Source organism: Nonomuraea sp. NPDC049684 (assembly GCF_044465345.1).
Taxonomy (GTDB): domain Bacteria; phylum Actinomycetota; class Actinomycetes; order Streptosporangiales; family Streptosporangiaceae; genus Nonomuraea.
Map to the genome: position 1 here is coordinate 385583 of NZ_JBITLO010000003.1, position 21257 is coordinate 406839.

Below are 21257 nucleotides of genomic sequence, written 5' to 3' on the forward strand. Positions count from 1 at the left end.
GTGCTCAAATAACCATCCTTCTTGATCCTTAGTTACCCTTCCCTTTATGTCCGCGGGAAGACTTGCCGGCCGCTACGCCCTGCTGCGCCCACTCGGCGCCGGCGGCATGGGGAAGGTGTGGCTGGCCAAGGACGAGATGCTCGACCGCGAGGTCGCGGTCAAGGAGCTCACCCTGCCCGAGGGCATGCCGTCCAAGTACCGCGCCGACGCGGTCACCAGGGCCGTGCGCGAGGCGCAGGTCACCGCCCGGCTGCGCCATCCCGGCATCGTGGCGCTGCACGACGTCATCGTCGAGCACGAGCGGCCGTGGCTGGTCATGGAGCTGCTGCGGGGCCGTACGCTGGCCGACACCGTGCGCGAGTTCGGCCCCATGCCCCCCGAGTACGCCGCCCGCGTCGGCGCCGACGTGCTGGAGGCGTTGGAGGCCGCCCACGCCCAGGGGCTGCAGCACCGCGACGTCAAGCCGGGCAACGTGTTCCTGACCGACAGCGGCAGGGTGGTGCTGACCGACTTCGGCATCGCCCGGCAGGAGGGGCAGGCCGCGCTCACCGAGCAGGGGCTCATGATCGGCTCGCCCGGGTTCATCGCGCCCGAGCGGCTGGAGGGCGAGCCCGGCGGCCCGTCCAGCGATCTGTGGTCGCTCGGCGCGACCCTGTTCGTCGCCGTGACCGGCGGGAACGCCTACCAGGGCTCGATCGCCGAGCGGGTCAGGGCGACCGTGACGCAGCCGGTGCCGGTCGCGCCGGGGCCGCTCGGGCCGCTGCTGGCCGCCATGATGGCGCGCCACCCTGACGCCCGTCCCGATCCGCGCAACGTCGTGCACGCGCTCAGGCAGGTGGCCGCGGGCGGCCCGCCGCCCGTCCTGGCGGCCGGCGAGCAGGTGACCGCGCCCCGCCGGGTGGGCCGGCGCGGCCGGCCGCTGCTGCTGTGGGGCGCGGTCGCGGCCGTGCTGGTGGTCGCCGCCGGGGCCACCGGCTTCGTCGTGCTGCGCGACGACGACGGGCCGCCGGCCGCGTTCACCGTGCCGATGGACGTGTGCACCCTGCTCACCCCGCAGGACGTCGGCGGCCTGCTGCGCACCCAGAGCCCGCCCAAGGCCCAGCCGGACAGCAACGAGGTGGGCCCGGAATGCGGCTGGCCGGCCGCCGGCACCGGCATCGGGCTGCAGGTGCAGAAGGACTCCGACACCGTCGACCCCTGGTCGATGACCGCCGCCACGGCCCGCACGCTGTTCCAGAACCAGAAGCGCTACTGGGCCAAGTACGACCAGATCGACTGGACCTGGCCCGAGATCGGCGTCAAGGCCAACATGCGCTCCACGCGCACCCCCGTCCACGACCTGACGGGCCTCGGCGAGGAGGCGTTCGCGTTCGAGCTGAAGGGCAGGACCGGCCGCGTCCACTCGGCCCACGTCTACTACCGGATCGCCAACCTGGTGGTGGCCGTCCAGTACGCCACCCTGGCCGACAAGCCGACCGACGAGGACGTCCGGCAGGCGGCGATCAAGGCGGCCCGGGCGAGCGAGCAGGCGTTGCGCCGTGCGAAGTGACCACTACCTGCTGGCCGGCCGCTACCGGCTGGTCGAGCAGCTCGGGCAGGGCGGCGCGGGCACGGTGTGGCGGGCGCTGGACGAGACGCTCGACCGCGAGGTCGCCGTCAAGCAGGTGCGGGTGCCGCAGGGGCTGAGCCCCCGCCAGCGGTCCGAGTTCGCCGGCCGCGCCATCCACGAGGCCAGGTCGGCCGGACGCCTGCGCGACCCGGCCATCGTGCTCGTGCACGACGTGGTGCTCGACGGCGACCAGCCGTGGATCATCATGGACCTGGTCACCGGCCGGTCCCTGGACAAGGTGATCAGGGAGAACGGGCCGCTGCCGCCCCCGTACGCCGCCCGCATCGGGCTGCAGGTGCTCTCGGCGCTGGAGGTCGCGCACGCCCACGGCATCCTCCACCACGACGTCAAACCGGCCAACATCCTGCTCGACGCCGACGGCTCGGCCATGCTGACCGACTTCGGCATCGCCGTCCCCATGGGCGGTCAGGGCGACGGCGGCAGCGGCGGCTCGCCCGGCTACATGGCGCCCGAGCGGCTCAACGAGCAGGCGCCGGGCCCGGCGTCCGACCTGTGGTCGCTGGGCGCGAGCCTGTACACCGCCGTGGAGGGGCGGGCGCCGTTCGAGCGGCAGCTTCCCGCCGCGGTCGCGGCGGCGGTGCTGCTGCACGACCCGCCCTTCCCCGAGCGGGCGGGCCGCGAGCTGGGCGGGCTGCTCATGGCGATGCTGGCCAAGGAGCCCGCCGCCCGTCCCACGGCGGCCCAGGTCCGGCAGGTGCTCAGCGGCGCGCCGGTGCGCTCGGGCCCGGTCCCGGGGCGGCGCCGGCGGTGGTTGCTGCCGGTGGCCGTCGCGTCCGGCGTCGCGGTGCTCGGCGCCGGCTGGTACGCCGTGGACGCCGTGGCCGGTCAGCCCGATACCGGCCGGTACGCCGCCGCCCCCGACCCCTGCCGCCTGCTGGGCGACGCCCAGGCCGCCGAGCTGGCGAAGGGCGCCGTCCGGCGCAGCGCCACCCGGGAGGGCGAGTGCCAGTGGGTGGCGGGGCTGGAGGAGCGGCGGGCCCGGCGGATCACCGTACGGACCTGGATCGAGAAGCCCGACGGCGACCTCGGCGGGCCGCAGGTGGCCGCGCGCCGGTTCGCCAGCGAGAAGGGCACCAGGAACGCGGCGCAGGGCACCCGGGCGCGGGCGGCCGCCGGCGAGGTCGTGGACGTCGCGGGGGTGGGGGAGGCGGCGTTCGTGCAGAACCGCTTCGAGCTGCTGATGTCCTCCAGCACGGTCGGCCGGTCCGACAGCATCGTGCTCTTCCGGTCCAGCAACCTGCTCGGCGAGGTGGTCTGGCACCGCGACGAGGTGTCGGTCAAGACGCCGGTCGACAAGGAGACGGCCCTGCGGATCGCCCGGCTGGTCTCCGGGGCGCTGCCGGGATGACCGTCACGCGTGCTGCAAGGGGCGCTTCGCCATGTCTCACCGCAAGTCACGGCAATCTCAGGAGTCGCAGTGAATCCCGGTAGCGAGTACGAGCCGCCGACCACCCCTCATCCGGTGCCGGGCAGGCGGTTCGAGCCGCAGGGAAGGCCGCCGGCGCCGCCGCCGGGCCCGGCCTCCGCGCCGCGACCGGGCCCGCCGCCTCGCCCGCAGCCGGGCCCGCAGCCCGGTCCACAGGCGGGCCCACAGCCTGGCCCACAGCCTGGCCCACAGCCTGGCCCACAGCCTGGTCCGCAGCCTGGTCCGCAGCCTGGTCCGCAGCCTGGTCCGCAGTGGGGGCCGCCGCCGGAGCCTCAGTGGGGGCCGCCGTCGTTGCCGCCCACGGGGCCGATGGGCGGGCCGCCCGCCGGTCGGCCCGGACGCCGCCCGGCCTGGTTGATGCCGACCCTCGCCGCGGCCCTCGTGGTGCTGGTGGCCGGGGGCGGCGTGGGGGCCTACCTGCTGCTGTCCGGCAAGGGCGGCGCCGGGACGGCCGCCGGGCCGTCGTCGTCCGCGGCGCGGTCCGTGGTGCCCGCCGCCGCCGCGCCCGGCCCGGACGCCTGCTCGATGCTGCCCGCGGACGAGGCCGAACGGCTGGCCCCCGGCGCGACGGTGACCAAGTCCTCCAGGGACTCCGACTACACCGTCGCCTTCACCTGCAACTGGCAGAACCAGCGCATCTCGTTCGGCGAGTTCTGGCGCAGCAGGGAGATCGACGTCAGGATCGAGCAGCACAAGGGCGACGGCGCCAAGACCGGCCGCTCGATGGCCCAGAACTCCTACGAGATCGAGTTCCAGGGCGCCAAGTACGGCGCCACCGCCAAGCCCTCGCTCGACCCCGACGAGAAGGAGTACGTCTCCCCGGTCAAGGACGTCCCCGGCGTCGGCGAGGGTGCGTTCGCCCAGTACACCTGGCGGCGCGACGGCAAGCTGCTGTGGTACTCCTTCGGCCAGGCCCACGCCCAGGTCGGGGACATGACGATCCGGGTCAAGTTCCAGGCCGGGCAGCAGCGCAAGGACGCGCAGATCCTGTCCAACGAGAGCACCAGATCCATCACGGAGGACAACGCGATCCGCGAGGTCAGCGGCCTGATCGCGTACTTCGCCAAGGGGGTGGCCGCCTGGCAGGCGCAACACCCCGGCGTGCTGGCCAAGCCCGACCAGGCCACGGCCACCCAGAGCCCGGCCGCCCGCCCGACGCCCTCGCCCACCGAGCTGGCCGCCTTCCCGCCCGCCTGCCAGGCCGTCACGGAGGCCGCCACCCGCCTGGTGCCGGAGCCCACCACCAGGGCGCGCGCCACCGAGTCGGGCAACGACGACGAGACCGAGTGCCGCTGGCTCAACCTCGACCTGCCGGGCGCGGCCGGGAACGTCAAGATCCGCAGCATGCTGATCACCACCCACCGCTTCACCAACCGGGCGGGCGCGATCGACCCGGGCGCGGCCAAGGCGTACTACGCGGGCGAGTACGGCGGCGACAAGAACACCGCCGGATCGTCCATCGGCGGCATCACGTGGGGCCGGCTGAGCGACATCGAGGGGCTCGGCGACCAGGCGTACGGCCAGTTCGTGCAGACCCGGCAGGGCGAGGTGTCGGCCTCCAGCGGCACGGTTATCGCGCGCACCGGCGCGCTGGTGGTCAGGGTCGACTACTCCGGCGCCGAGCGGCCGAAGGGCGAGCCGGCGAACTCGCCCAAGGCCCGGCTCATGCCCCGCAAGGAGGCACAGGACGGCGCCCTCGCCCTGGCCAGGGCATACCTCGCCGAACTGGCCAAACAACCAGCCGGAAGCTGAGCCCCCGCGCCGGACGCCAGGGCGCAGGCGTCGGGCGGTCCTCCCGGTGGGCGATTTACGCCAACGGTTAACAAGGCTGCAACTCGGTTGCAAGCGCGACAAATAGCGTATTGACCAGCAAGCTGCCGGGCCGCGCGATCACGCTTGTCCGCTACAGGGGCATGGGCAACCGTGGTGGATCACGCGGCCTGCCGTCAGCCGCTCCTTCCGCCGGATCGTCCGCCGCCCGGTGCGCCGCCCGGTCCGCTGGTCAGGAACGGGTCCAGCAGTCCCGGCAGCGCGCGTGCCGCCAGGTCGAGGCCGTCGCTGCGACCCACGTCCAGCACCTCGTAGTGGCCGCTGCCCGCGGCCGTGCAGGCCGAGACGGTCAGCAGGCCCGAGCGACGCTGGAAGAACGACTGCCGGAACGTCCAGCCGGTGATGCCCGCCCGGTCGAGCGCCACCGTACGGCGGACGAGCGCGCCGCGGCGCATGACCAGATGCCGTGGGCCCAGCGCGTGACCGAGAGCGCGCCGGCTCTCGGCGGCCAGCCACAACCCGGCCGGGAGCGCCAGGACGGGCGCCGCCCACACCCACGCGCGCGGCCACGACGCGGGCAGCAGCCACCAGGCGAGCCCCGCGCCCGCCGCCAGCACGACCGTGGCCACCAGCGCCCGCACGACCCGCCGCCGCCCGGCCGCCGCCGGATGCGCGATCAACGACCCGCCCCCCGCGCCGATCGCCGCGCCGTCCCCCGCGCCGTCCCCCGCGCTGTCCCTCGTGCCGAGCCCCGCGCCGTCCCTTGGGCCGATCGCCGCGCTGTCTCTCGTGCCGGAGCCTGTGCGGGCTCCTGTGCCGACGCCTGCCCTGGCTCCGGCGCCTGCCGGCGTGTTCGCGATTGCGGCGGCGATGCGGGCGGCTTCGGCGCGGGGGAGCGGTGGGGTGAGGGCGGCCACGTCCTCGGTCTCGTCGTCGGTCTTGGCCAGGCCGGTCGCGACGGCCTTGACGCGGGCGCCGCCGCCCAGCCGCAGCAGCAGCGGCTCGCTGATCTCGACGCCGCGCAGCCGCCGTTCCTCCAGGGTCAGCGACCGCGTGGTCAGCAGCCCGCGGCGCAGCCTGAGCCGGCCGGGCTCGCGTTCCAGGCGGTAGCGGCCCCAGGACTCGGCGTACAGCAGGAACGCGCCGAGCGCGCCGACGGCCGCGTTGAGCGCCAGGACCAGCGGGACCGCCAGCCACGGCTGCGCGCTCACCCAGCTCCACAGGCCGCTCGCCGCCCGGTCGGTGAAGTCCTTGAGCCCGACGGCGCCGAGCGCCTTGTAGGCCGCGCCCAGGACCACGGCCGCCCCGGTGAACGTCCAGACCGACAGGGGCGCGTACCGGATCCACGACCAGCGCAGCTCGGCCAGGGGGCCGTCCTCGGGCGCGGGCGCGTCCTGGCGCAGCAGCGTGCGGCGGAGCATCTCGGCCGAGTGCCGGTCGAGGGCGTCCAGCACCAGCTCCGAGCCCTCGGCCGCGCGTTCGCCCGTGCCGACCCTGACCACGGCCAGGCCGAACGCCCGGCGCACCGGGTCGGCGCGCAGGTCCACGCTGCGCACCCGGTCCAGCGGGACCGCCCGGTGCTGCCGGACGGTCACGCCGGAGCGCAGTTCGAGCCGGTCGGCGGTGAGCCGCCAGGCGGTCGTCCGCAGCCGGGCCGCCTCGTAGGCCACCGCCCCCGCCACGATCAGCACGGCGGCCCCCGCGCACGCGGCGACGACGCCGCCCGCCTCCCAGTCCCGGCCCACCAGGAACCGCGCCAGCGCGGCCACGGCGCCGGCCACGAACGCCAGCGACCTGACGGCCGCGTTCCCCAGCCCCCGGCCCGACAGCCGCTGCCAGCCGGTCACGTCGCGTCCCCGGGCGTCGCCTGGGTGCGCGCGGTGAGCCGTTCGGCCAGGTCCGCGGCGAGCCGGTGGTCCAGGGCGGTGATCTTGACGGCCCCGGCGGAGGAGGCGGTGGTCACGGTGACGTCGGCCAGCCCGAACAGCCGCTGCACCGGCCCCCGCTCGGTGTCGACCCGCTGGATCCGCGACATCGGCGCCACCTTCCACGTGTGCGTCAGCCACCCCTGGCGGACGTAGACCGCCTCCTCGGTGACCTCCCACCGCTGCACCCGGTAGGCCGCCCGCGGCTCGGCCAGCGCCACCAGCAGGCACACCCCGGCGAACGCCCACGCCGCCACCCCCAGCCCCGGCGTGCGCGGCGTGAACACCAGGTACGCGCCCACGGCCGCCACCGCCACGGGGACCATCAGGACCAGCCACTGCACCGTCCACCACGCCACCGCCCGGCGGTCGGGACGGTGCCGCGGCGGACGCAGCTCGGTCCCGCTCATCGGCCCTCCTCCGCCCCGCCGGCCGTCCGCCCCGCCGCGTCGGCCACCGCGAGCAGCGCGAACCCGAGCACGCCGATCACGACGGCCGCGAAGACCTCGTAACCGTCGAGGAAGGGCAGGACATTGACCACGAGCAGGCCGTGCGCCCACCCCCACCAGCCGAACAGCGTGTTGAGCAGCCCGCCGACCCCTTGCAGGATCAGCAGCCAGCCGAACACCTCCACCACCGCTTTCATGCCGTCCACACTCGCCGCGGCGGCGGTCCGCCCGCCTCGGCCATCGGTCTGCGGCGACACCGACTTTGGTCGCTGTCGCCGGCTCCCGCGCAGGGCATAACCTCGACGAATGTGAGGGAACTGCGGGGGGAGGGCGATCCGGCCCTGGAATACCGGTGGGCGTTGCCGTCCACGCTGCTCGGCGACGGGCGCGGGGGCCGGGTGCGGCGCTCGACCCTCGACTGGATCTCCGACATCGCGCTGTTCCTGCTGGCCTGCGGCCTGACGTTCGTCAGCCTGGAGGAGATCCGGCACGAGCCGGAGCCGCTGCTGGCCGTCGAGCAGATCGTGGGGGCCCTGGCCTGCGCGGGGGTGTGGCTGCGGCGGCGCTGGCCGGTGGCGTTCGCGCTGGTGACGACCCTGCTGTCGGCCTATCTGGAGCTCGTCGGCGGGGCCTCGGTGGTGGCGCTGTTCACGGTGGCGGTGCACCGGCCGTTCAAGGTCTCCGGGCCGCTCGCGCTGCTGTCGCTGGTCACCCTGGCCCCGTACGTGCTGCTGCGGCCCCAGGAAGAGCTGAGCCCGCTGTGGAACGCGGCGTTCGGGGTCACGATCGTGCTCACCGTGTACGCCTGGGGCATCGTCATCCGGGCCAGGCGGCAGCTCGTCTGGTCGCTCAGGCAACGGGCCGAGACCGCCGCCGAGGACGCCAAACGGCTCGAACGCGAGCGCATCGCCCGCGAGATGCACGACGTGCTGGCCCACCGCATCTCGATGCTCAGCCTGCACGCCGGGGCGCTGGAGTTCCGTCCCGACGCGCCCGCCGAGGACGTCGCCAGGGCCGCCGGGGCGATCAGGAGCAACGCCCACCTGGCGCTCCAGGACCTGCGCGAGGTGATCGGCGTGCTCCGCCACACCCCGCCGGGGGCCGCCGACCCGGTGCCCGACCGGCCGCAGCCGACGCTCGCCGACCTGCCCGCGCTGGTCGAGGAGTGCCGCCAGGCCGGCATGGACGTACGCCTCGACCTGGCCGCCGCGGCCGGCGTCCCGGCCGGCGTCCCGGCCGGCGTCCCGGCCGGGGCGGGCCGCAACGTCTACCGCATCGTGCAGGAGGCGCTCACGAACGCGCGCAAGCACGCGGGGGGCGCGCCGGTGACCGTGACCGTGGCGGGCGAGCCGGGCGAGGGGGTCACGGCCGAGGTGCGCAACCCGGTGTGGTCGCGGCACGGCACGCGCATGCCGGGGGCGGGCGCCGGGCTCATCGGGCTGACCGAACGGGCCGAGCTGGCCGGCGGCCGGCTGGAGCACGGCGTGACCGGCGGCGAGTTCCGGGTGCGCGCCTGGCTGCCGTGGCCGCCGGAGCAGGACGGGGACGGACGTTGAACGACGGAGGGCCGATGGACGCGCCGATCAAGGTGCTGATCGTGGACGACGACGCGATGGTGCGGGCCGGGCTGTCGATGATCCTCGGCGGGGCCGCGGACATCGAGATCGTGGGCGAGGCGGCCGACGGGGCCGAGGTGCCGCCGCGGGTGGCCGAGCACCGGCCCGACATCGTCCTGATGGACATCCGCATGCCGGGCGTCGACGGGCTCACCGCGACCGAGGCGCTGCGCCGCACCGCCGCGCCGCCCGAGGTCGTGGTGCTGACCACGTTCCACGCCGACGCCCAGGTCGTGCGGGCGCTGCGCGCGGGGGCGGCCGGGTTCCTGCTGAAGGACATCCCGCCCGGCGACCTGGTCGACGCCGTCAGGCGGGTGGCCGCGGGGGAGCCGATCCTGTCGCCGGCGGTGACCCGGCAGCTCATCTCGCACGTGTCCGACGGGGGCGGGCGCGACCGCACCGAGCGGGCGCGGGGGCTGCTCGGCCGGCTGAGCGAGCGGGAGCGCGAGGTCGCGCTGGCCGTGGGGCAGGGCCGGTCGAACGCCGAGATCGGGCGCGAGCTGTTCATGAGCGTGCCCACGGTCAAGGCGCACGTCTCGCGCATCCTGACCAAGCTCGACCTGAACAACCGGGTGCAGATCGCGCTGCTGGTCTACGACGCTAGCGGGTGAGCAGCTCCTCGATGGCGGCCCGGTGGAGCACCAGGTCGTCGGGGTCGTCCGGCATGGGCTGCTCGCCGAAGTGGATCCGGCGCTGCCACACCCGGGCCATGATGATGCCGTGGCGGAGGGCGGCGTACATCTCGTAGAAGTCGAGGTCGCGGGGCTCGTAGCCAGTTATTTCGCGATATTTCTGGCATACGTCGTCGCGGCGCATGAAGTCCGGCATGCCGGGCAGGCCCATCGTCACCGCGAGGTCCTGGAAGAAGCGGTGCAGGAAGATCATCCAGGAGACGTCCAGCTCGCGCGGGCCCACGGCGGCCATCTCCCAGTCCAGCACCGCCACCGGCGTGAAGTCGCGGTACATCACGTTGCCGATCCTGGCGTCGCCCCAGGTCAGGACGTCGGGGCCGGGATCGTCCGGCCAGTGTGAGCCGAGCCAGTCGAAGGCCCGCTCCAGCACGGGGATCGGCCGTGCGCCGTGCGCCCACCGGTAGTAGGCGCGCTGGGCCTCGACGTGCGCGCGCAGGCCGTCCGTGCCGCCGGGGGCGAGCGGGCCGAGCACCGCGACGTCCTGCCCGGTGTACGGCGTCTCGTGCAGCGCCGCCACGAGCCCGACGCTCGCCTCCTGCAGCCGCCGCCGGTCGCCGGGGGAGGCGTCGTGCAGCCAGCCCCCGAACGTGTACGGCATGACGTCCGGCGGCACGTCGCCCTCGGCCCGCTCCATGACGAAGAACGGCGTCCCGAGAGGCGCGGGGTCGGGCTCGAACCAGAGCGGCCTGGGCGCTGGGATCCCAGCTTTCTCCCTGGCCAGCCGCATGACCTCGAACTGGGCCCGCAGATCGTAGGAGGGGAACACCGGAACGGCTTCCTCCGCAGGTGCGAGCCTGGCCACGCACCTGCGGGTCCCGGCGGCCCAGGTGGCGGTGAAGAACAGCGTCTCGCTCGACATGCCGTTGCCGGCGGGCCGCGACAGCTCCGACACCGTGGCGTCCCCGCCGACCCGGCCGCGCAGCCAGCGGGACGCCCGCTCGCGCAGTTCCTCCAGGTCACGCGTGGACGTGCGCATCTGTTCCGTCACCGCTCACCTCCACGCCGGATCGCTGCCCCGGCTCAGTCGTATACCCCCTACCAAGCGCTTGTCTAGGTTCAAGGGACCGTTACGGTCAGGTACGCAAGAGCCGTACCCTTGTCTGAAAGGGCATGTCACGAAGGGACAAGTGGGATGAGTTCAGCGGGTGAAGGCCTGTCTCGCCCGCTTCCCGAGCAGGTGCGCCTCAACGTCGTCGACCTGGCCGCGCAGGTTCTCGGCACGATGCCCGCCGTCTCCGTGCCGCCGCCGCTGCGCGGCATCGCCAAGTTCGACCCGCGCAAGCGCGCCAAACTGGGCAGCGCGCCGATCGCCGCGCAACTGGAGAACGACAAGAAGTTCCGCGAACTGGTCGCGGAGTCCGTCGCCGCCGGCTGGCCCGAGCTGGTCGCCGCGCTGGCCGAGGGCAGCGTGCCGCCCGCCGCCGACCCCGTGCTGGTGGCTGCCGCAGCCTATCTCACCAGGCCGCCCGGCTGGGCGGAGATGATCGAAACCGCCCGCGCCGACCTGGAGCAGTCCGCCGTGGCGGCCGAGGGGTCCGAGCGCGAGGAGGCCGTGACGCGGCTGCGCGAGCAGCTCGCCGCCCAGAAGACCGCCGCCAAGGAGGAGGCCGACCGGCTGCGCGAGCAGATCAAGGCGGCCCGCGCCGAGAACTCCGACCTGCGGCGCAAGCTCCACGACGCCCGCGAGCGGGCCAAGGCCGCCACCCGCCGGGCCGAGGAGATGGAACAGGCCGCCGACGACGCCCGGCACGCCGCCTCCACCGCCGGCAACGCGGGCGAGGCCGAGCTGCGCCGCCTGCGCGAGCGCCTGGCCGACGTGGAGAGGCAGCTCGAAGCCTCCCGCCGGGCCGCCCGCGAGGGCCGCAGCATCGAGGACGCCCGCATCAGGGTGCTGCTCGACGCCCTCCAGGACGCCTCGGCCGGGCTGCGCAGGGAGCTGGCGCTGCCCACCACGATCAGCCGTCCCGCCGACTCGGTCGCGGCCAGCACCGGCGAGCGCCCGGGGGTGCGCGGCGTGCCCGCCCGGGCCCTGGCCGACGACGACCCGCAGCTCCTCGACCAGCTCCTGGCGCTGCCGCAGGTCCACCTGATCATCGACGGCTACAACGTCACGAAGACCGGCTACGGCACGCTCACCCTCGCCGACCAGCGCAACCGGCTGATGACCGGCCTCGGCGGGCTGGTCGCCCAGACCCGGGTCGAGGTGACGGTGATCTTCGACGGCGCCGAGCTCAACGCGCCGGTGCAGGTGGTGGCGCCGCGCGGGGTGCGGGTGCTGTTCAGCGCGCCGGGGGAGATCGCCGACGACCTGATCCGCCAGCTCGTCCGGGCCGAGCCGCCCGGCCGGGCCATCGCCGTCGTCTCCTCCGACCGCGAGGTCGCCGAGTCCGTCCGCCGGATGGGAGCCAGACCGGTTCCGTCCGGTCTGCTGCTGCGCCGGTTGGGCCGCGCATAAGTTACGAATTAGCACTATTGGCGAGACCCCACCCGCCACTTCTGTACTATTTCGCCCCAGGTGTAATCCCTGGGAGGCGACGCTGTGAGGTTTGGCCGGGTGACGGTGGCCGCGGGTCTCGCGATCGGACTGATGACGGTCCCGATGGGTGCGGCGCTCGCTGATCCCAAGCCCACCCTCAAACAGGCCAAGGCCAAGCTGGAGAAGCTGAACGACAAGGCCGACAAGGTCGTCGACCGGTACAACACGGCGACCGAGAACTACAAGAAGGCCAAGGACGCCTACACCAGGCTGAACGACCGCTACAAGCAGAAGCTGCAGACGGTCGCCGACCTCCGTGCCGAGATCATCAGGGTGGCGGTGGACTCGTACAAGCTGGGCGGGGACGTCACCTCGCTGCCCGGCATGGTCGGCGTCAACGACCCCGAGAACCTGCTGGCCGGGCTGGCCATGGCCGGGCAGCTCTCGCGCGAGCGGCTGGAGAAGCTGGCCGCGTTCGACCGCGAGAACAAGGGGCTCAAGGCCGAGCGCGACAACGCCGAGACCGCGCTCGCCGACGCCGACAAGGAGCGGGACGCCGTCCAGCGGGAGCGGGCCGAGGTGCTGAAGCTGGTCGGCCAGCAGAAGAAGCTCCTGGACAAGCTGGGGGCCTACAACCCGGGCAACCCCAACAGCACCGGCATCAAGTACACCGGTCCGGCCTCGGGCAGCGCGGCCGCCGTCCTGGGCTTCGCCTTCGCCCAGGTGGGCAAGCCGTACATCTACGGAGGCACGGGCCCGCGCGGCTACGACTGCTCAGGGCTGACGCAGGCCGCCTGGCGGGCCGCCGGAGTCTCGCTGCCGCGTACGACGTGGCAGCAGTGGGCCTGGGGCGCGAGCCGCAAGGTGGACCTCAAGGACCTCCAGCCGGGGGACCTCATCTTCAGCGAGGGGCTCGGGCACGTCAGCATCTACGCGGGCGGTGGCAAGATCGTCCATGCGCCGCAGACGGGCGACGTCGTCAAGGTCGTCCGCCTCGCCGACTACGGCCGCCCCCTCGTCGGAGCGATCCGCCCCTGAATCCCCTCCGGGGACTGTCCGCGACCGGAATCGCGGGCCGCTTCGGCGTGCCCGCGACCGTTGGGACGAACGGGACAAACGGGGTGAAAGGGCCCTGACAATCGGGTGTGCCGTGAAGTGTGAGAAGGGTCACAAACCGGTAACGGAACCCTCGGCTCCAACAGGGGTTTCACCCTTTACTTACACCTTTATCTGATCTTTACAGGCCGTGTCTCCCTTTGCCAAATCTTGAACCTTCGGCGTAGTTTCTGGCGTCGCGGTCAGCAAGCCATGCGCACCGCGAATCGACATCGGAACCCCGATGCGGACCAGATAAAAATCCAGCGGTCGCCGCCGATATCCCCGTTCAGGCACAACCATCGGGCGGCGACCTGCCGAGTCCGTGCAGCCAGGAGGCACGGAGCCGGGGACCCAAAGATCCCGTAATCCCCCGGGATCAGGGGTGAATCGGCGCGTCATCGCGCCGTAGGGCGACTTCCAGGCCCGAATCCGTCAGCTAACCCGGTAGGCGTTCGTGGAAGACACAAGGAGAAATCCTGTCTACCTCCCTGCATAACCCCCGTCTGTCCCGTCTTGCCCTGAGGGGCGTCGCACTCACGATGACCGTGACGGCCGGAGGTGCGGTTCTCCATGCCGTGCCGGCCGGGGCGCAGACGGTGAGCGAATCGGCCGCCAGGCTCACCGCGGTGTCCAGCACCGCCAAGGCGGCCACCGCAAGGTCGGCCAGGTCGGCGAAGACCGTCAGGTCGGCCAAGGCGGCCAGAGCCGCCCGGCAGACGTCGAAGGCCCGCAGGGCCGTCGCCGTCGCCAGGCACCAGGTCGGCGACCCGTACCGGTACGGGGCCACGGGCCCTGGTGCGTTCGACTGCTCCGGACTCGTCCAGTACGCCTGGAAGAAGGCCGGGGTGCGACTCCCTCGCGTGGCGAGCAGCCAGTTCGCCCGCATCAAGCGCAAGGTCTCCTGGCGCAATCTCAAGCCGGGCGACCTGATGTTCTTCAACGGGCTGGGCCACGTCGGCATGTACGTCGGCCACGGCAAGATGGTCCATTCGCCGCGGACCGGCGAACGGGTGCGCATCGACAAACTGGGCGGATGGCGGAAGTCGTCGTTCGTCGGCGCGGTGCGTCCCGGCGCGTGACAACGGGCCCCGCCCGGACCCTCCCCGGTCCGGGCCGGGGCCTGTCGCATGCCCGGCCCCATGAAGGGGCCGTTCTCGCGCGGGGGCCGGTCTCGTGAAGGGGCGGTCTCGTGCGGGGGCCGGTCTCTTGGAGGGGCAGGGAGGGGCGTGGACCTACTAGCATCGGGCCGTGTCCTCGCAGGTGCGTCCGTCCCTCCGCGGTCCGCGCCGGCTCCTTTCGGTCCTGCTGCTGGCGACGGCGGTTCTCGTGGTCGCCGACGCGCCGCCCGCCGCCGTCCTGCCCGCCGGGGCGCGCGGGTTGTGGAGCGACGGCGGTCGGGTGGCCCGCGGCGCGCGGTCCGTGGTCGTGGGGCACCGCGCCGACCCCGGCCTGCTGGCCGATCTGGCCCGCCGCGCGGACCTCGCAGGACGGCGGGTGTCCGCGGTGCTCGGCCGGCCGGTACGCGCGCTGGTCGTCGTGCCCGACTCCGACGCCGAGGCGGCCCGCCTGGCGAGCACGGGCCCGCTCGACGGCCTGGCCGCGGTGGCCGACGGCGCCAGGGTGATCGTCGTGCCCGGCTCCTTCGCCCGGCTCACCCCCACGGGACGCGACGTCGTCCTCACCCATGAGCTCACCCACGTCGCCGCGGGCACCGACCGGCTGCCCGTCTGGCTGTACGAGGGGTTCGCCGACTACGTGGCCTACCGCGACGCCGGGCTCCCCGCCGGGACGGCCGCCGCCGAACTCGCCGCCGACGTACGGGCAGGGCGGCTGCCGAGCGAGTTGCCCGGACCTGCGGCTTTCGCCCCCACGGCCGCCGATCCCGGACGGCTCGCGCGGGCGTACCAGGAGGCCTGGATGGCGTGTCGCTTCCTCGCAGACCGGTTCGGTGACGGGACCCTGGTACGGCTCTACCGTGATGCCCGCGTGGCCGGCGTCGATCAGGCGCTCGCCTCCGTGGGGCTCACCGCCGAGACGCTGGCGGCACGGTGGCGCGAGTACGTACGACAGCAGCTCGCGTGAAGGGGAGGCAGATGAGCGAGCGGAACGACCCGCCCCGGGAAGGGGACGAGCCCGCCGGAGCGGTCGCCGCAGGGGCCGACGAGCCCGGCACGGCGGTCGCGGCGGCACACGGCGGCGGTGTGGCCATCAGGGACGGCGGCGGCGGCGACCGGCCCGGCGACGGCGCGCCGCAGGAGCCGTCCGGCACCAACCAGCCCCCCGAATCCCCGGGCCACCCCGACGACCCGGACGATCCGGACGCCCGCCCCGACGCGGACGCCGACCCCGACACCGAGGACCCCCGCCACCCCCAGCCCGCAACCCCCGACGACCGCCCCCACGCCACCCGCGCCCCCCAGCCCCCCGCGGACACGGACGACCCCGGAAAAGGCAACGGCAAGGGCAAGGGCAAGGGCAAGGGGCACGGCACGGGCAAGGGCAAGGGCAAGGGGCACGGCAAGGGCAAGGGCGACCCCGCCGCCACCTTCGCCGAGGACGCCGTCCGTCCAGGAACCGGCAAGCTGACGGGAACGGCGGAGCACCTGATCGCCCGCGAACGGCAACGCGCGGAATCCCGCTCCAGGCGCGCAGCCGGCGCCGCCCTCGCCCTGGTCGGCGGCGTGATCCTGGCCGTGGCCGGGTTCACCACCCCCTGGCGGGTCCTGGCGGCGGGCGCGCCCGCCGTCACCGCTGACCCCGCCCGCGACTTCAGCGCCGCCCAGATCGCCAGGGCGCAGGCGTTCGACGCGGCCACCTCCCTGCCCGGCTACATCTCGCTCGGCCTCACGGTCCTGTTCGCCGGGCTGCTGGTCCTGACGCCGTTCGCGGCCAAGGTGCTGGGCGTGCTCAGGGGCCCGTGGTGGGTGCGGGTGGTCCTCGGCGTGGTGGTGCTCACCGCGATCACCGAGGCGCTGCGGTGGCCGCTCGGCATGTGGTTCGAGACGATCCTGCGCGACTACGGCCTGTCCACCCAGGACTGGGCGGGCTGGACCGCCGACCGGCTCAAGAACACCGGCGTCAGCGTGCTGCTGATGGCCGTCATGCTGCTCGCCCTCGTGGCGCTGGCCCGCAAGGTGCGCCGCTGGTGGATCCCGGCCGCCGTGGGCGCGTTCGCGCTCACCCTGGGCGTGTCGTACGTCTACCCGGTGGTGTTCGAGCCGCTGTTCAACGACTTCACCTCCATGCCGCAGGGCTCGCTGCGCTCGGAGCTGCTGGCCATGGCCGAGCGGGACGGCGTCCCGGTCGAGGACGTGCTGGTCGCCGACGCCTCGCGGCGCACGACGGCGCTCAACGCGTACGTGTCGGGCTTCGGGGCCACCCGCCGGATCGTCGTCTACGACACGCTGCTCAAGGCACCGGAGTCGGAGGTCGAGTTGGTGGTCGCGCACGAGCTGGGCCACGCCAAGCACGCCGACGTGCTCGACGGCACGCTGCTCGGCGGCCTGCTGGCGGCCTTCGGGGCGATCGGCCTGTTCCTGCTGGTCGGCCCGCTGCGGCGGCGGACGGGGATCGCCTCGGTGGCCGACCCGCGGGCGGTCGGCGTGCTCATGGGGCTGATGACGCTGGCCTCGCTGGTCTCCGACCCGGCCCAGAACCTGATCACGCGGCACGTCGAGGCGCGGGCCGACGTGCACGCCCTCGACCTGACCAGGGATCCGGCCACGTTCGTCGCGATGCAGAAACGCCTCGCCATAACCAACATTTCCGACTTGTCGCCGGATGCGGTGGAATATGTGCTCTATGCCTCCCATCCTTCCAGCCCCGAGCGCATCGCCCTGGCCCGCTCGTGGGCGAGACTGAACGGCGTCCCCGAACCGTGACCGACGTGGTCTTCGTGACGAACGACTTCCCGCCCAGGCCGGGCGGCATCCAGTCGTTCGTGCACGGACTCGCGCTCCGCACGCCGGGCGTGGCCGTCTACGCCCCCGCCTGGCCGGGAAGCGAGGAGTTCGACCGGCGTCAGCCGTACCGGGTCGTCCGGCACCCGACGCGGCTGATGCTGCCCACCCCGGCCGTCGCGCGCAGGGCGGCCGGGCTGGTGGCCGAGCACCGCGCCGAGACCGTCGTCTTCGGCGCGGCCGCGCCGCTCGGCCTGCTCGCGCCCCGCCTGCGCGCGGCGGGCGCGCGGCGGGTGGTGATGCTCACCCACGGCCACGAGGCGTCGTGGGCGGGCGCGCCGGGCTTCCGCTCGGTGCTGCGCAGGATCGGCGCGCACGCCGACGTGGTGACCTACCTGGGCGACTACACGCGGCAGCGCCTGGCCGCCGCGATCCCGCCGGACAAGCTCGTCCGCCTGGCGCCCGGCGTCGACGCCGACCAGTTCCACCCGCGGGCCGCCAAGGCGGCGCTCGGCCTCGACGGCCGGCCGGTGGTGGCCTGCGTGTCCCGGCTGGTGCCGCGCAAGGGCCAGGACCAGCTCATCCGGGCCTGGCCCAGGGTGCTGCGCGCGGTGCCGGACGCGGTGCTGCTGCTCGTGGGCGGCGGCCCGTACCGGTCGCGGCTGGAGCGCCTGGCGGGCGGGCACGAGTCGATCAGGTTCACCGGCACGGTCCCCGCCGCGAGCCTGCCCGGCTACTACGCGGCGGCCGACGTCTTCGCGATGCCCTGCCGCACCCGCTGGAACGGCGTGGACGTCGAGGGCCTCGGGATCGTCTTCCTGGAGGCGTCGGCGACCGGCCTGCCGGTGGTCGCGGGCGACTCCGGCGGCGCCCCGGACGCCGTACGTCCCGGCGAGACGGGCCTCGTCGTGGACGGCGCGGACGTCGCGGACGTCGCCCAGGCCGTCACCGACCTGCTCCGCGACCCCGCGCGCGCCCGCAAGATGGGCGCCCGCGGCCGCGACTGGATCACCCGCGAGTGGACGTGGGAGCAGGTCGCCACCCGCTTCCACGCCCTGCTGCGCCCCTCCTAACCCTTGGTCGAGCCCAGCGTGAGCCCGGCGACGAACTGCTTGTGCAGGAGCTGGAAGACGACCAGCGTGGGCAGCGCCACCAGCAGGGACCCGGCCGCCAGCAGGTTGTAGTCGGTGAAGAACTGGCCGCGCAGGTTGTTCAGCGCCGAGGTCACCGGCAGCTTGTCGCCCGAGGACATCAGCACCAGCGCCCACAGGAAGTCGTTGTACATCCAGGTGAACTCCAGGGTGGCCAGCGCCGCCAGCACCGGCCGGCACAGCGGCAGCGTGAGCCGCCAGTAGCGCTTCCACACGCTCGCGCCGTCCACGAGCGCCGCCTCGGTGATCTCCTCCGGGATCGTCCGCATGAAGTTCGCGATGACGAAGACGCAGAAGCCGAACTGGAACGCCACGTGGATGAGGATCAGCCCGAGGTAGGAGTCGTAGAGCGACTGGGAGTCCGACAGCCAGGCGGGCAGCGGCACCAGCGTGTAGAGCGTGTACAGCGGGGTGATGAGCACCTGCGGCGGCATCAGGTTCCCGGCGGTGAACACGATCAGCAGCGCCTTGCGCCCCGGGACGCGCACCCGCGCGACGGCGAACGCCGTGAACGAGGCCAGCGCCAGCGTGACCAGCACCCCGGGGACGACGATGATCAGCGTGTTCAGGTAGTAGCGGGGCAGCTCGGCCTGGCTCCATGCCTCGCCGTAGTAGCCGAGCGTGAGGTGCTCGGGCACCGACAGGTAGCCCAGCCGGGCCGTCTCCTCGTACGGCCGCAGCGAGGCGTAGACCGACAGGGCCAGCGGCAGCACCCAGCCCAGCGCGACCAGCGCGAGGAAGGCGTGCAGCAGGATGCGCAGCGGCCGCACGGGCCGGCGCGCGGGCGGCCGCCGGTCCTGCGCCGGGGGAGCGGCGGCGGGCGCGGTGAGCGTCATCGCTCCTCCTTGAACAGCTGCGACAGGTACGTGACGATGAACCCCAGCGAGATCACCAGCAGGATCACGGCGATGGCCGAGCCGAAGCCGATGCGGCCGGCCTCGCCCACGATGTTCTCGGTGACCAGCACCGACAGCAGTTCCAGGCCGTTCCTGCCCTTGTTGACGGCGTAGACGACGTCGAACGCGCGCAGCGCCTCGATCACGGTGATGACCAGCACGATCACGTTGACCGGCCGCAGCGTCGGGAACACCACGCGGAAGAAGGCCTGCGCCTCGGTGGCCCCGTCGATGGCGGCGGCCTCCTTCAGCGCCGGGTCCACGGCCTTGAGCCCGGCCAGGTAGATGATCATGACGTAGCCGACGTGCCGCCAGCCGGCCGCGACCATCACCACCCAGATGTTGATCGAACGGTCGCCCAGCCAGTCCACGGTCAGGCCGGTGACCGCGTTCAGCACGCCGTAGTCGGAGGAGTAGACGAGCTGCGCGATGAAGCCCACCACGGCCAGCGACAACACGACCGGCAGGTACAGCGCGCTCTGGTAGACCCGCGACCACCGCAGCCGCCGGTCCAGCAGCACCGCGCAGAACAGCCCGAACGGCGTCGCGACCAGCCCCAGGAAGCCCAGCCACAACACGTTGTTGCGCACCGCCGACCAGAACGGCGGATAGGTGGTGGCCAGGTCGTGGTAGTTCCGCCCGCCCACCCACTCGATCGGCCCGATGCCGTTCCAGTCGGTGCCGGACAGCGCGACGGAGGCCAGCGCGGGCCCCCAGATCAGGCCCACGTTGACGATGACGGCCATCCCCAGCCCGATGACCAGCACGGTCACGTCCCGGGCGGAGTAGCGACGGGTTCTGACGGTCATCAGCGGAAGAGGGTGGCCTTCTGCTTCTCGATGCTCGCCAGCAGGGAGTCGATCTCGTCCGGCGCGCCGACGAACGCCTGCAGGGACGGGATCATCACGGTGGAGGCGAAGTCCGGCCGGGTGTCGCGGTCGAGGAACTGCGCCAGGTGGGTGGCCTGGGAGACCAGTTCGGCGCCGCGCTTCTGCAGGGCGCTGTAGCCGCTGGTGTCGGCCTTGGAGCTGGACGCCAGCGTCCCCGGGTCGAGCCTGGTCGCCTCGTTCTGGGACGAGCCCTTGGCCAGGTGCTTGAGCAGCGCCTTGGCGCCGTCCACGTTCCGGGCCTTGGCCGAGATCATGTAGCCGTCGATGGGGGCGTCGATCGAGTCGGTGCCGTGGGCCGGGTCGATCTCGGGGAAGGTGAAGAAGTCGATGTCGTCGCGGTCGGCCTCGGGGAACTGCTGGGCGACGAACATGCCGAGCAGGATCATGCCGGTCTTCTTCTGCGCGAGCGACTGCCCGGCCTCCTGCCAGGTACGCCCGAGCGCCGCAGGCTGGTGGTACTCCATCAGCCCCCGCCAGGTGTCGAAGACCTGCCGGACCCTGCGGTCGGTCCACGACTCCTTGCCGGCCATGAGCGAGATGTGGAAGTCGTAGCCGTTCGTGCGCATGTTCAGGATGTCGAACGCGCCCATCGCCGGCCACCCGTCCTTGTCGGCGAACGCGATCGGAATCAGCCCGTCGGCCTTCATCCTCCTGGCCAGGGCGGTGAACTCGTCCAGGGTTCTCGGGGGCTCGTACCCCTTGGCCCGCCACAGGCTCTTGCGGTAGAAGACGGCCCACGGGTAGTAGGTGAACGGCACGAAGTACTGCTTGCCGTCGGCGCCGGTCGACTGGTCCTTGAACGCCTGCGTGTAGTCGCCGCCGATCTCCCGCCACACGTCCGAGATGTCGGTCGCCAGGCCCTGCTCGGCGAAGAAGCGCATCCGGTACCCGGCGAACCAGGTGAACACGTCGTCGGGCGTGCCTTTGAGATAGCGGTTGATGTTCTCCTGGAACGTGTTGTGGTCGACCGTGTTGACCTTCGGGACGGCCTGGGTGAAGCCCTTGAGCACGGTCTCCAGAGCCTTCTTGGGCACCTCGTCGGAGGCGTTCGAGCCGATCGTGACCGTGCCCAGGCCGCCGCCGGACGACCTGCCGGGCCCAGTGGAGGGGCTGCCGGAGCCGCACCCGGCGAGGACGGCGGGCACGCCGAACGCGGCGGCTCCGAGAAGACGACGGCGGGAGATCGGCATGTGTCGGTCCATGATGGTTCCTCCTTGCCGGACCCTTCAGATTCCCCCGAGTTCGCTCACACCCATTCATCGAAAGACGAAGCCCCACCGCTGTCAACGCACTGTTTCATGGCGTTTTCGACGCATTCACCGAGTCGATGCCATGTCAT

18 protein-coding genes and 1 riboswitch are annotated in these 21257 nt (G+C 73.2%); of the genes, 11 read left to right on the forward strand and 7 right to left on the reverse strand.

The window, feature by feature from the left end; genetic code table 11:
• The first annotated feature begins 46 nt into the window (after positions 1 to 46).
• The 3 genes from ACIBST_RS12085 to ACIBST_RS12095 all read left to right on the forward strand — a co-directional run bounded on the left by ACIBST_RS12085 (position 47) and on the right by ACIBST_RS12095 (position 4808).
• Positions 47 to 1549 (forward strand): serine/threonine-protein kinase, encoded by a 1503-nt coding sequence (locus tag ACIBST_RS12085; RefSeq protein WP_397171145.1) that lies wholly within the window; start codon positions 47 to 49, stop codon positions 1547 to 1549.
• Positions 1539 to 2978, forward strand: coding sequence for a serine/threonine-protein kinase (locus tag ACIBST_RS12090; protein ID WP_397171147.1), 1440 nt, complete (start codon positions 1539 to 1541; stop codon positions 2976 to 2978). Before ACIBST_RS12085 ends, ACIBST_RS12090 begins: the two co-directional genes overlap by 11 nt.
• A gap of 435 nt (positions 2979 to 3413) precedes the next feature.
• Positions 3414 to 4808, forward strand: coding sequence for a hypothetical protein (locus tag ACIBST_RS12095; RefSeq protein WP_397171148.1), 1395 nt, complete (start codon positions 3414 to 3416; stop codon positions 4806 to 4808).
• Between the two features lie 194 nt (positions 4809 to 5002).
• On the opposite strand, the gene ACIBST_RS12100 is transcribed toward ACIBST_RS12095, so the two are convergent.
• From ACIBST_RS12100 to ACIBST_RS12110, 3 genes are read right to left on the reverse strand one after another with little or no spacing between them, the layout of a single operon-like run.
• Complete coding sequence (locus ACIBST_RS12100; RefSeq protein ID WP_397171149.1) at positions 5003 to 6673, reverse strand: PH domain-containing protein; 1671 nt, start codon at positions 6671 to 6673, stop codon at positions 5003 to 5005.
• Positions 6670 to 7161: a PH domain-containing protein gene (locus ACIBST_RS12105; protein ID WP_397171150.1), complete on the reverse strand. Its 492-nt coding sequence runs from the start codon at positions 7159 to 7161 to the stop codon at positions 6670 to 6672. The genes ACIBST_RS12100 and ACIBST_RS12105 overlap by 4 nt, the downstream gene beginning before the upstream one ends.
• Entirely contained in the window at positions 7158 to 7397 is a 240-nt protein-coding gene (locus tag ACIBST_RS12110; RefSeq protein ID WP_397171152.1) for a hypothetical protein, read from the reverse strand. Before ACIBST_RS12110 ends, ACIBST_RS12105 begins: the two co-directional genes overlap by 4 nt.
• Before the next feature lie 111 nt (positions 7398 to 7508).
• Here ACIBST_RS12110 and ACIBST_RS12115 point away from each other — a divergent pair, with 111 nt between their 5' ends.
• Positions 7509 to 8756 carry a sensor histidine kinase gene (locus tag ACIBST_RS12115; RefSeq protein WP_397171154.1) on the forward strand — a complete coding sequence of 416 codons (1248 nt, stop codon included), beginning with the start codon at positions 7509 to 7511 and terminating at the stop codon, positions 8754 to 8756.
• Positions 8757 to 8770: 14 nt separating this feature from the next.
• Positions 8771 to 9427, forward strand: coding sequence for a response regulator (locus ACIBST_RS12120; protein WP_397171156.1), 657 nt, complete (start codon positions 8771 to 8773; stop codon positions 9425 to 9427).
• Here the strand turns inward: ACIBST_RS12120 and ACIBST_RS12125 are convergent.
• Complete coding sequence (locus tag ACIBST_RS12125) at positions 9417 to 10496, reverse strand: phosphotransferase family protein (RefSeq protein WP_397171158.1); 1080 nt, start codon at positions 10494 to 10496, stop codon at positions 9417 to 9419. The genes ACIBST_RS12120 and ACIBST_RS12125 overlap by 11 nt on opposite strands.
• Positions 10497 to 10640: 144 nt before the next feature.
• Here ACIBST_RS12125 and ACIBST_RS12130 point away from each other — a divergent pair, with 144 nt between their 5' ends.
• From ACIBST_RS12130 to ACIBST_RS12155, 6 genes are all read left to right on the forward strand, one after another.
• Complete coding sequence (locus tag ACIBST_RS12130) at positions 10641 to 11963, forward strand: NYN domain-containing protein (RefSeq protein ID WP_397171159.1); 1323 nt, start codon at positions 10641 to 10643, stop codon at positions 11961 to 11963.
• A 132-nt stretch (positions 11964 to 12095) separates the two neighbouring features.
• Entirely contained in the window at positions 12096 to 13022 is a 927-nt protein-coding gene (locus ACIBST_RS12135; protein ID WP_397171160.1) for an NlpC/P60 family protein, read from the forward strand.
• A 362-nt stretch (positions 13023 to 13384) separates the two neighbouring features.
• A riboswitch (cyclic di-AMP (ydaO/yuaA leader) is annotated at positions 13385 to 13548 on the forward strand.
• 130 nt (positions 13549 to 13678) lie between these two features.
• Positions 13679 to 14161: a C40 family peptidase gene (locus ACIBST_RS12140; protein ID WP_397171161.1), complete on the forward strand. Its 483-nt coding sequence runs from the start codon at positions 13679 to 13681 to the stop codon at positions 14159 to 14161.
• Between the two features lie 169 nt (positions 14162 to 14330).
• Positions 14331 to 15164: a hypothetical protein gene (locus tag ACIBST_RS12145; protein ID WP_397171162.1), complete on the forward strand. Its 834-nt coding sequence runs from the start codon at positions 14331 to 14333 to the stop codon at positions 15162 to 15164.
• An 11-nt stretch (positions 15165 to 15175) separates the two neighbouring features.
• A complete protein-coding gene (locus ACIBST_RS12150; protein WP_397171163.1) occupies positions 15176 to 16963 on the forward strand; it encodes a M48 family metallopeptidase in 1788 nt (595 codons plus the stop codon).
• Positions 16960 to 18054 (forward strand): glycosyltransferase family 4 protein, encoded by a 1095-nt coding sequence (locus ACIBST_RS12155; RefSeq protein WP_397171164.1) that lies wholly within the window; start codon positions 16960 to 16962, stop codon positions 18052 to 18054. The genes ACIBST_RS12150 and ACIBST_RS12155 overlap by 4 nt, the downstream gene beginning before the upstream one ends.
• Here the strand turns inward: ACIBST_RS12155 and ACIBST_RS12160 are convergent.
• Genes ACIBST_RS12160 through ACIBST_RS12170 form a run of 3 tightly spaced genes read right to left on the reverse strand, consistent with a single transcriptional unit; the run spans position 18051 to position 21120 of the window.
• Positions 18051 to 18968: a carbohydrate ABC transporter permease gene (locus ACIBST_RS12160; RefSeq protein ID WP_397171165.1), complete on the reverse strand. Its 918-nt coding sequence runs from the start codon at positions 18966 to 18968 to the stop codon at positions 18051 to 18053. The two genes, ACIBST_RS12155 and ACIBST_RS12160, sit on opposite strands and share 4 nt — an antisense overlap.
• Positions 18965 to 19837 (reverse strand): carbohydrate ABC transporter permease, encoded by an 873-nt coding sequence (locus ACIBST_RS12165; protein ID WP_397171167.1) that lies wholly within the window; start codon positions 19835 to 19837, stop codon positions 18965 to 18967. The genes ACIBST_RS12160 and ACIBST_RS12165 overlap by 4 nt, the downstream gene beginning before the upstream one ends.
• Complete coding sequence (locus ACIBST_RS12170; protein ID WP_397171169.1) at positions 19837 to 21120, reverse strand: ABC transporter substrate-binding protein; 1284 nt, start codon at positions 21118 to 21120, stop codon at positions 19837 to 19839. Before ACIBST_RS12170 ends, ACIBST_RS12165 begins: the two co-directional genes overlap by 1 nt.
• Positions 21121 to 21257 lie beyond the last annotated feature (137 nt).

Coding starts and splice junctions, on each gene's coding strand:
- ACIBST_RS12085 (WP_397171145.1), top strand. CDS start 47: ATGTCCGCGGGAAGACTTGCCGGCCGCTACGCCCTGCTGCGCCCACTC.
- ACIBST_RS12095 (WP_397171148.1), top strand. CDS start 3,414: ATGCCGACCCTCGCCGCGGCCCTCGTGGTGCTGGTGGCCGGGGGCGGC.
- ACIBST_RS12105 (WP_397171150.1), bottom strand. CDS start 7,161: ATGAGCGGGACCGAGCTGCGTCCGCCGCGGCACCGTCCCGACCGCCGG.
- ACIBST_RS12110 (WP_397171152.1), bottom strand. CDS start 7,397: ATGAAAGCGGTGGTGGAGGTGTTCGGCTGGCTGCTGATCCTGCAAGGG.
- ACIBST_RS12120 (WP_397171156.1), top strand. CDS start 8,771: ATGGACGCGCCGATCAAGGTGCTGATCGTGGACGACGACGCGATGGTG.
- ACIBST_RS12130 (WP_397171159.1), top strand. CDS start 10,641: ATGAGTTCAGCGGGTGAAGGCCTGTCTCGCCCGCTTCCCGAGCAGGTG.
- ACIBST_RS12135 (WP_397171160.1), top strand. CDS start 12,096: ATGACGGTCCCGATGGGTGCGGCGCTCGCTGATCCCAAGCCCACCCTC.
- ACIBST_RS12150 (WP_397171163.1), top strand. CDS start 15,176: ATGAGCGAGCGGAACGACCCGCCCCGGGAAGGGGACGAGCCCGCCGGA.
- ACIBST_RS12160 (WP_397171165.1), bottom strand. CDS start 18,968: ATGACGCTCACCGCGCCCGCCGCCGCTCCCCCGGCGCAGGACCGGCGG.
- ACIBST_RS12165 (WP_397171167.1), bottom strand. CDS start 19,837: ATGACCGTCAGAACCCGTCGCTACTCCGCCCGGGACGTGACCGTGCTG.
- ACIBST_RS12170 (WP_397171169.1), bottom strand. CDS start 21,120: ATGGACCGACACATGCCGATCTCCCGCCGTCGTCTTCTCGGAGCCGCC.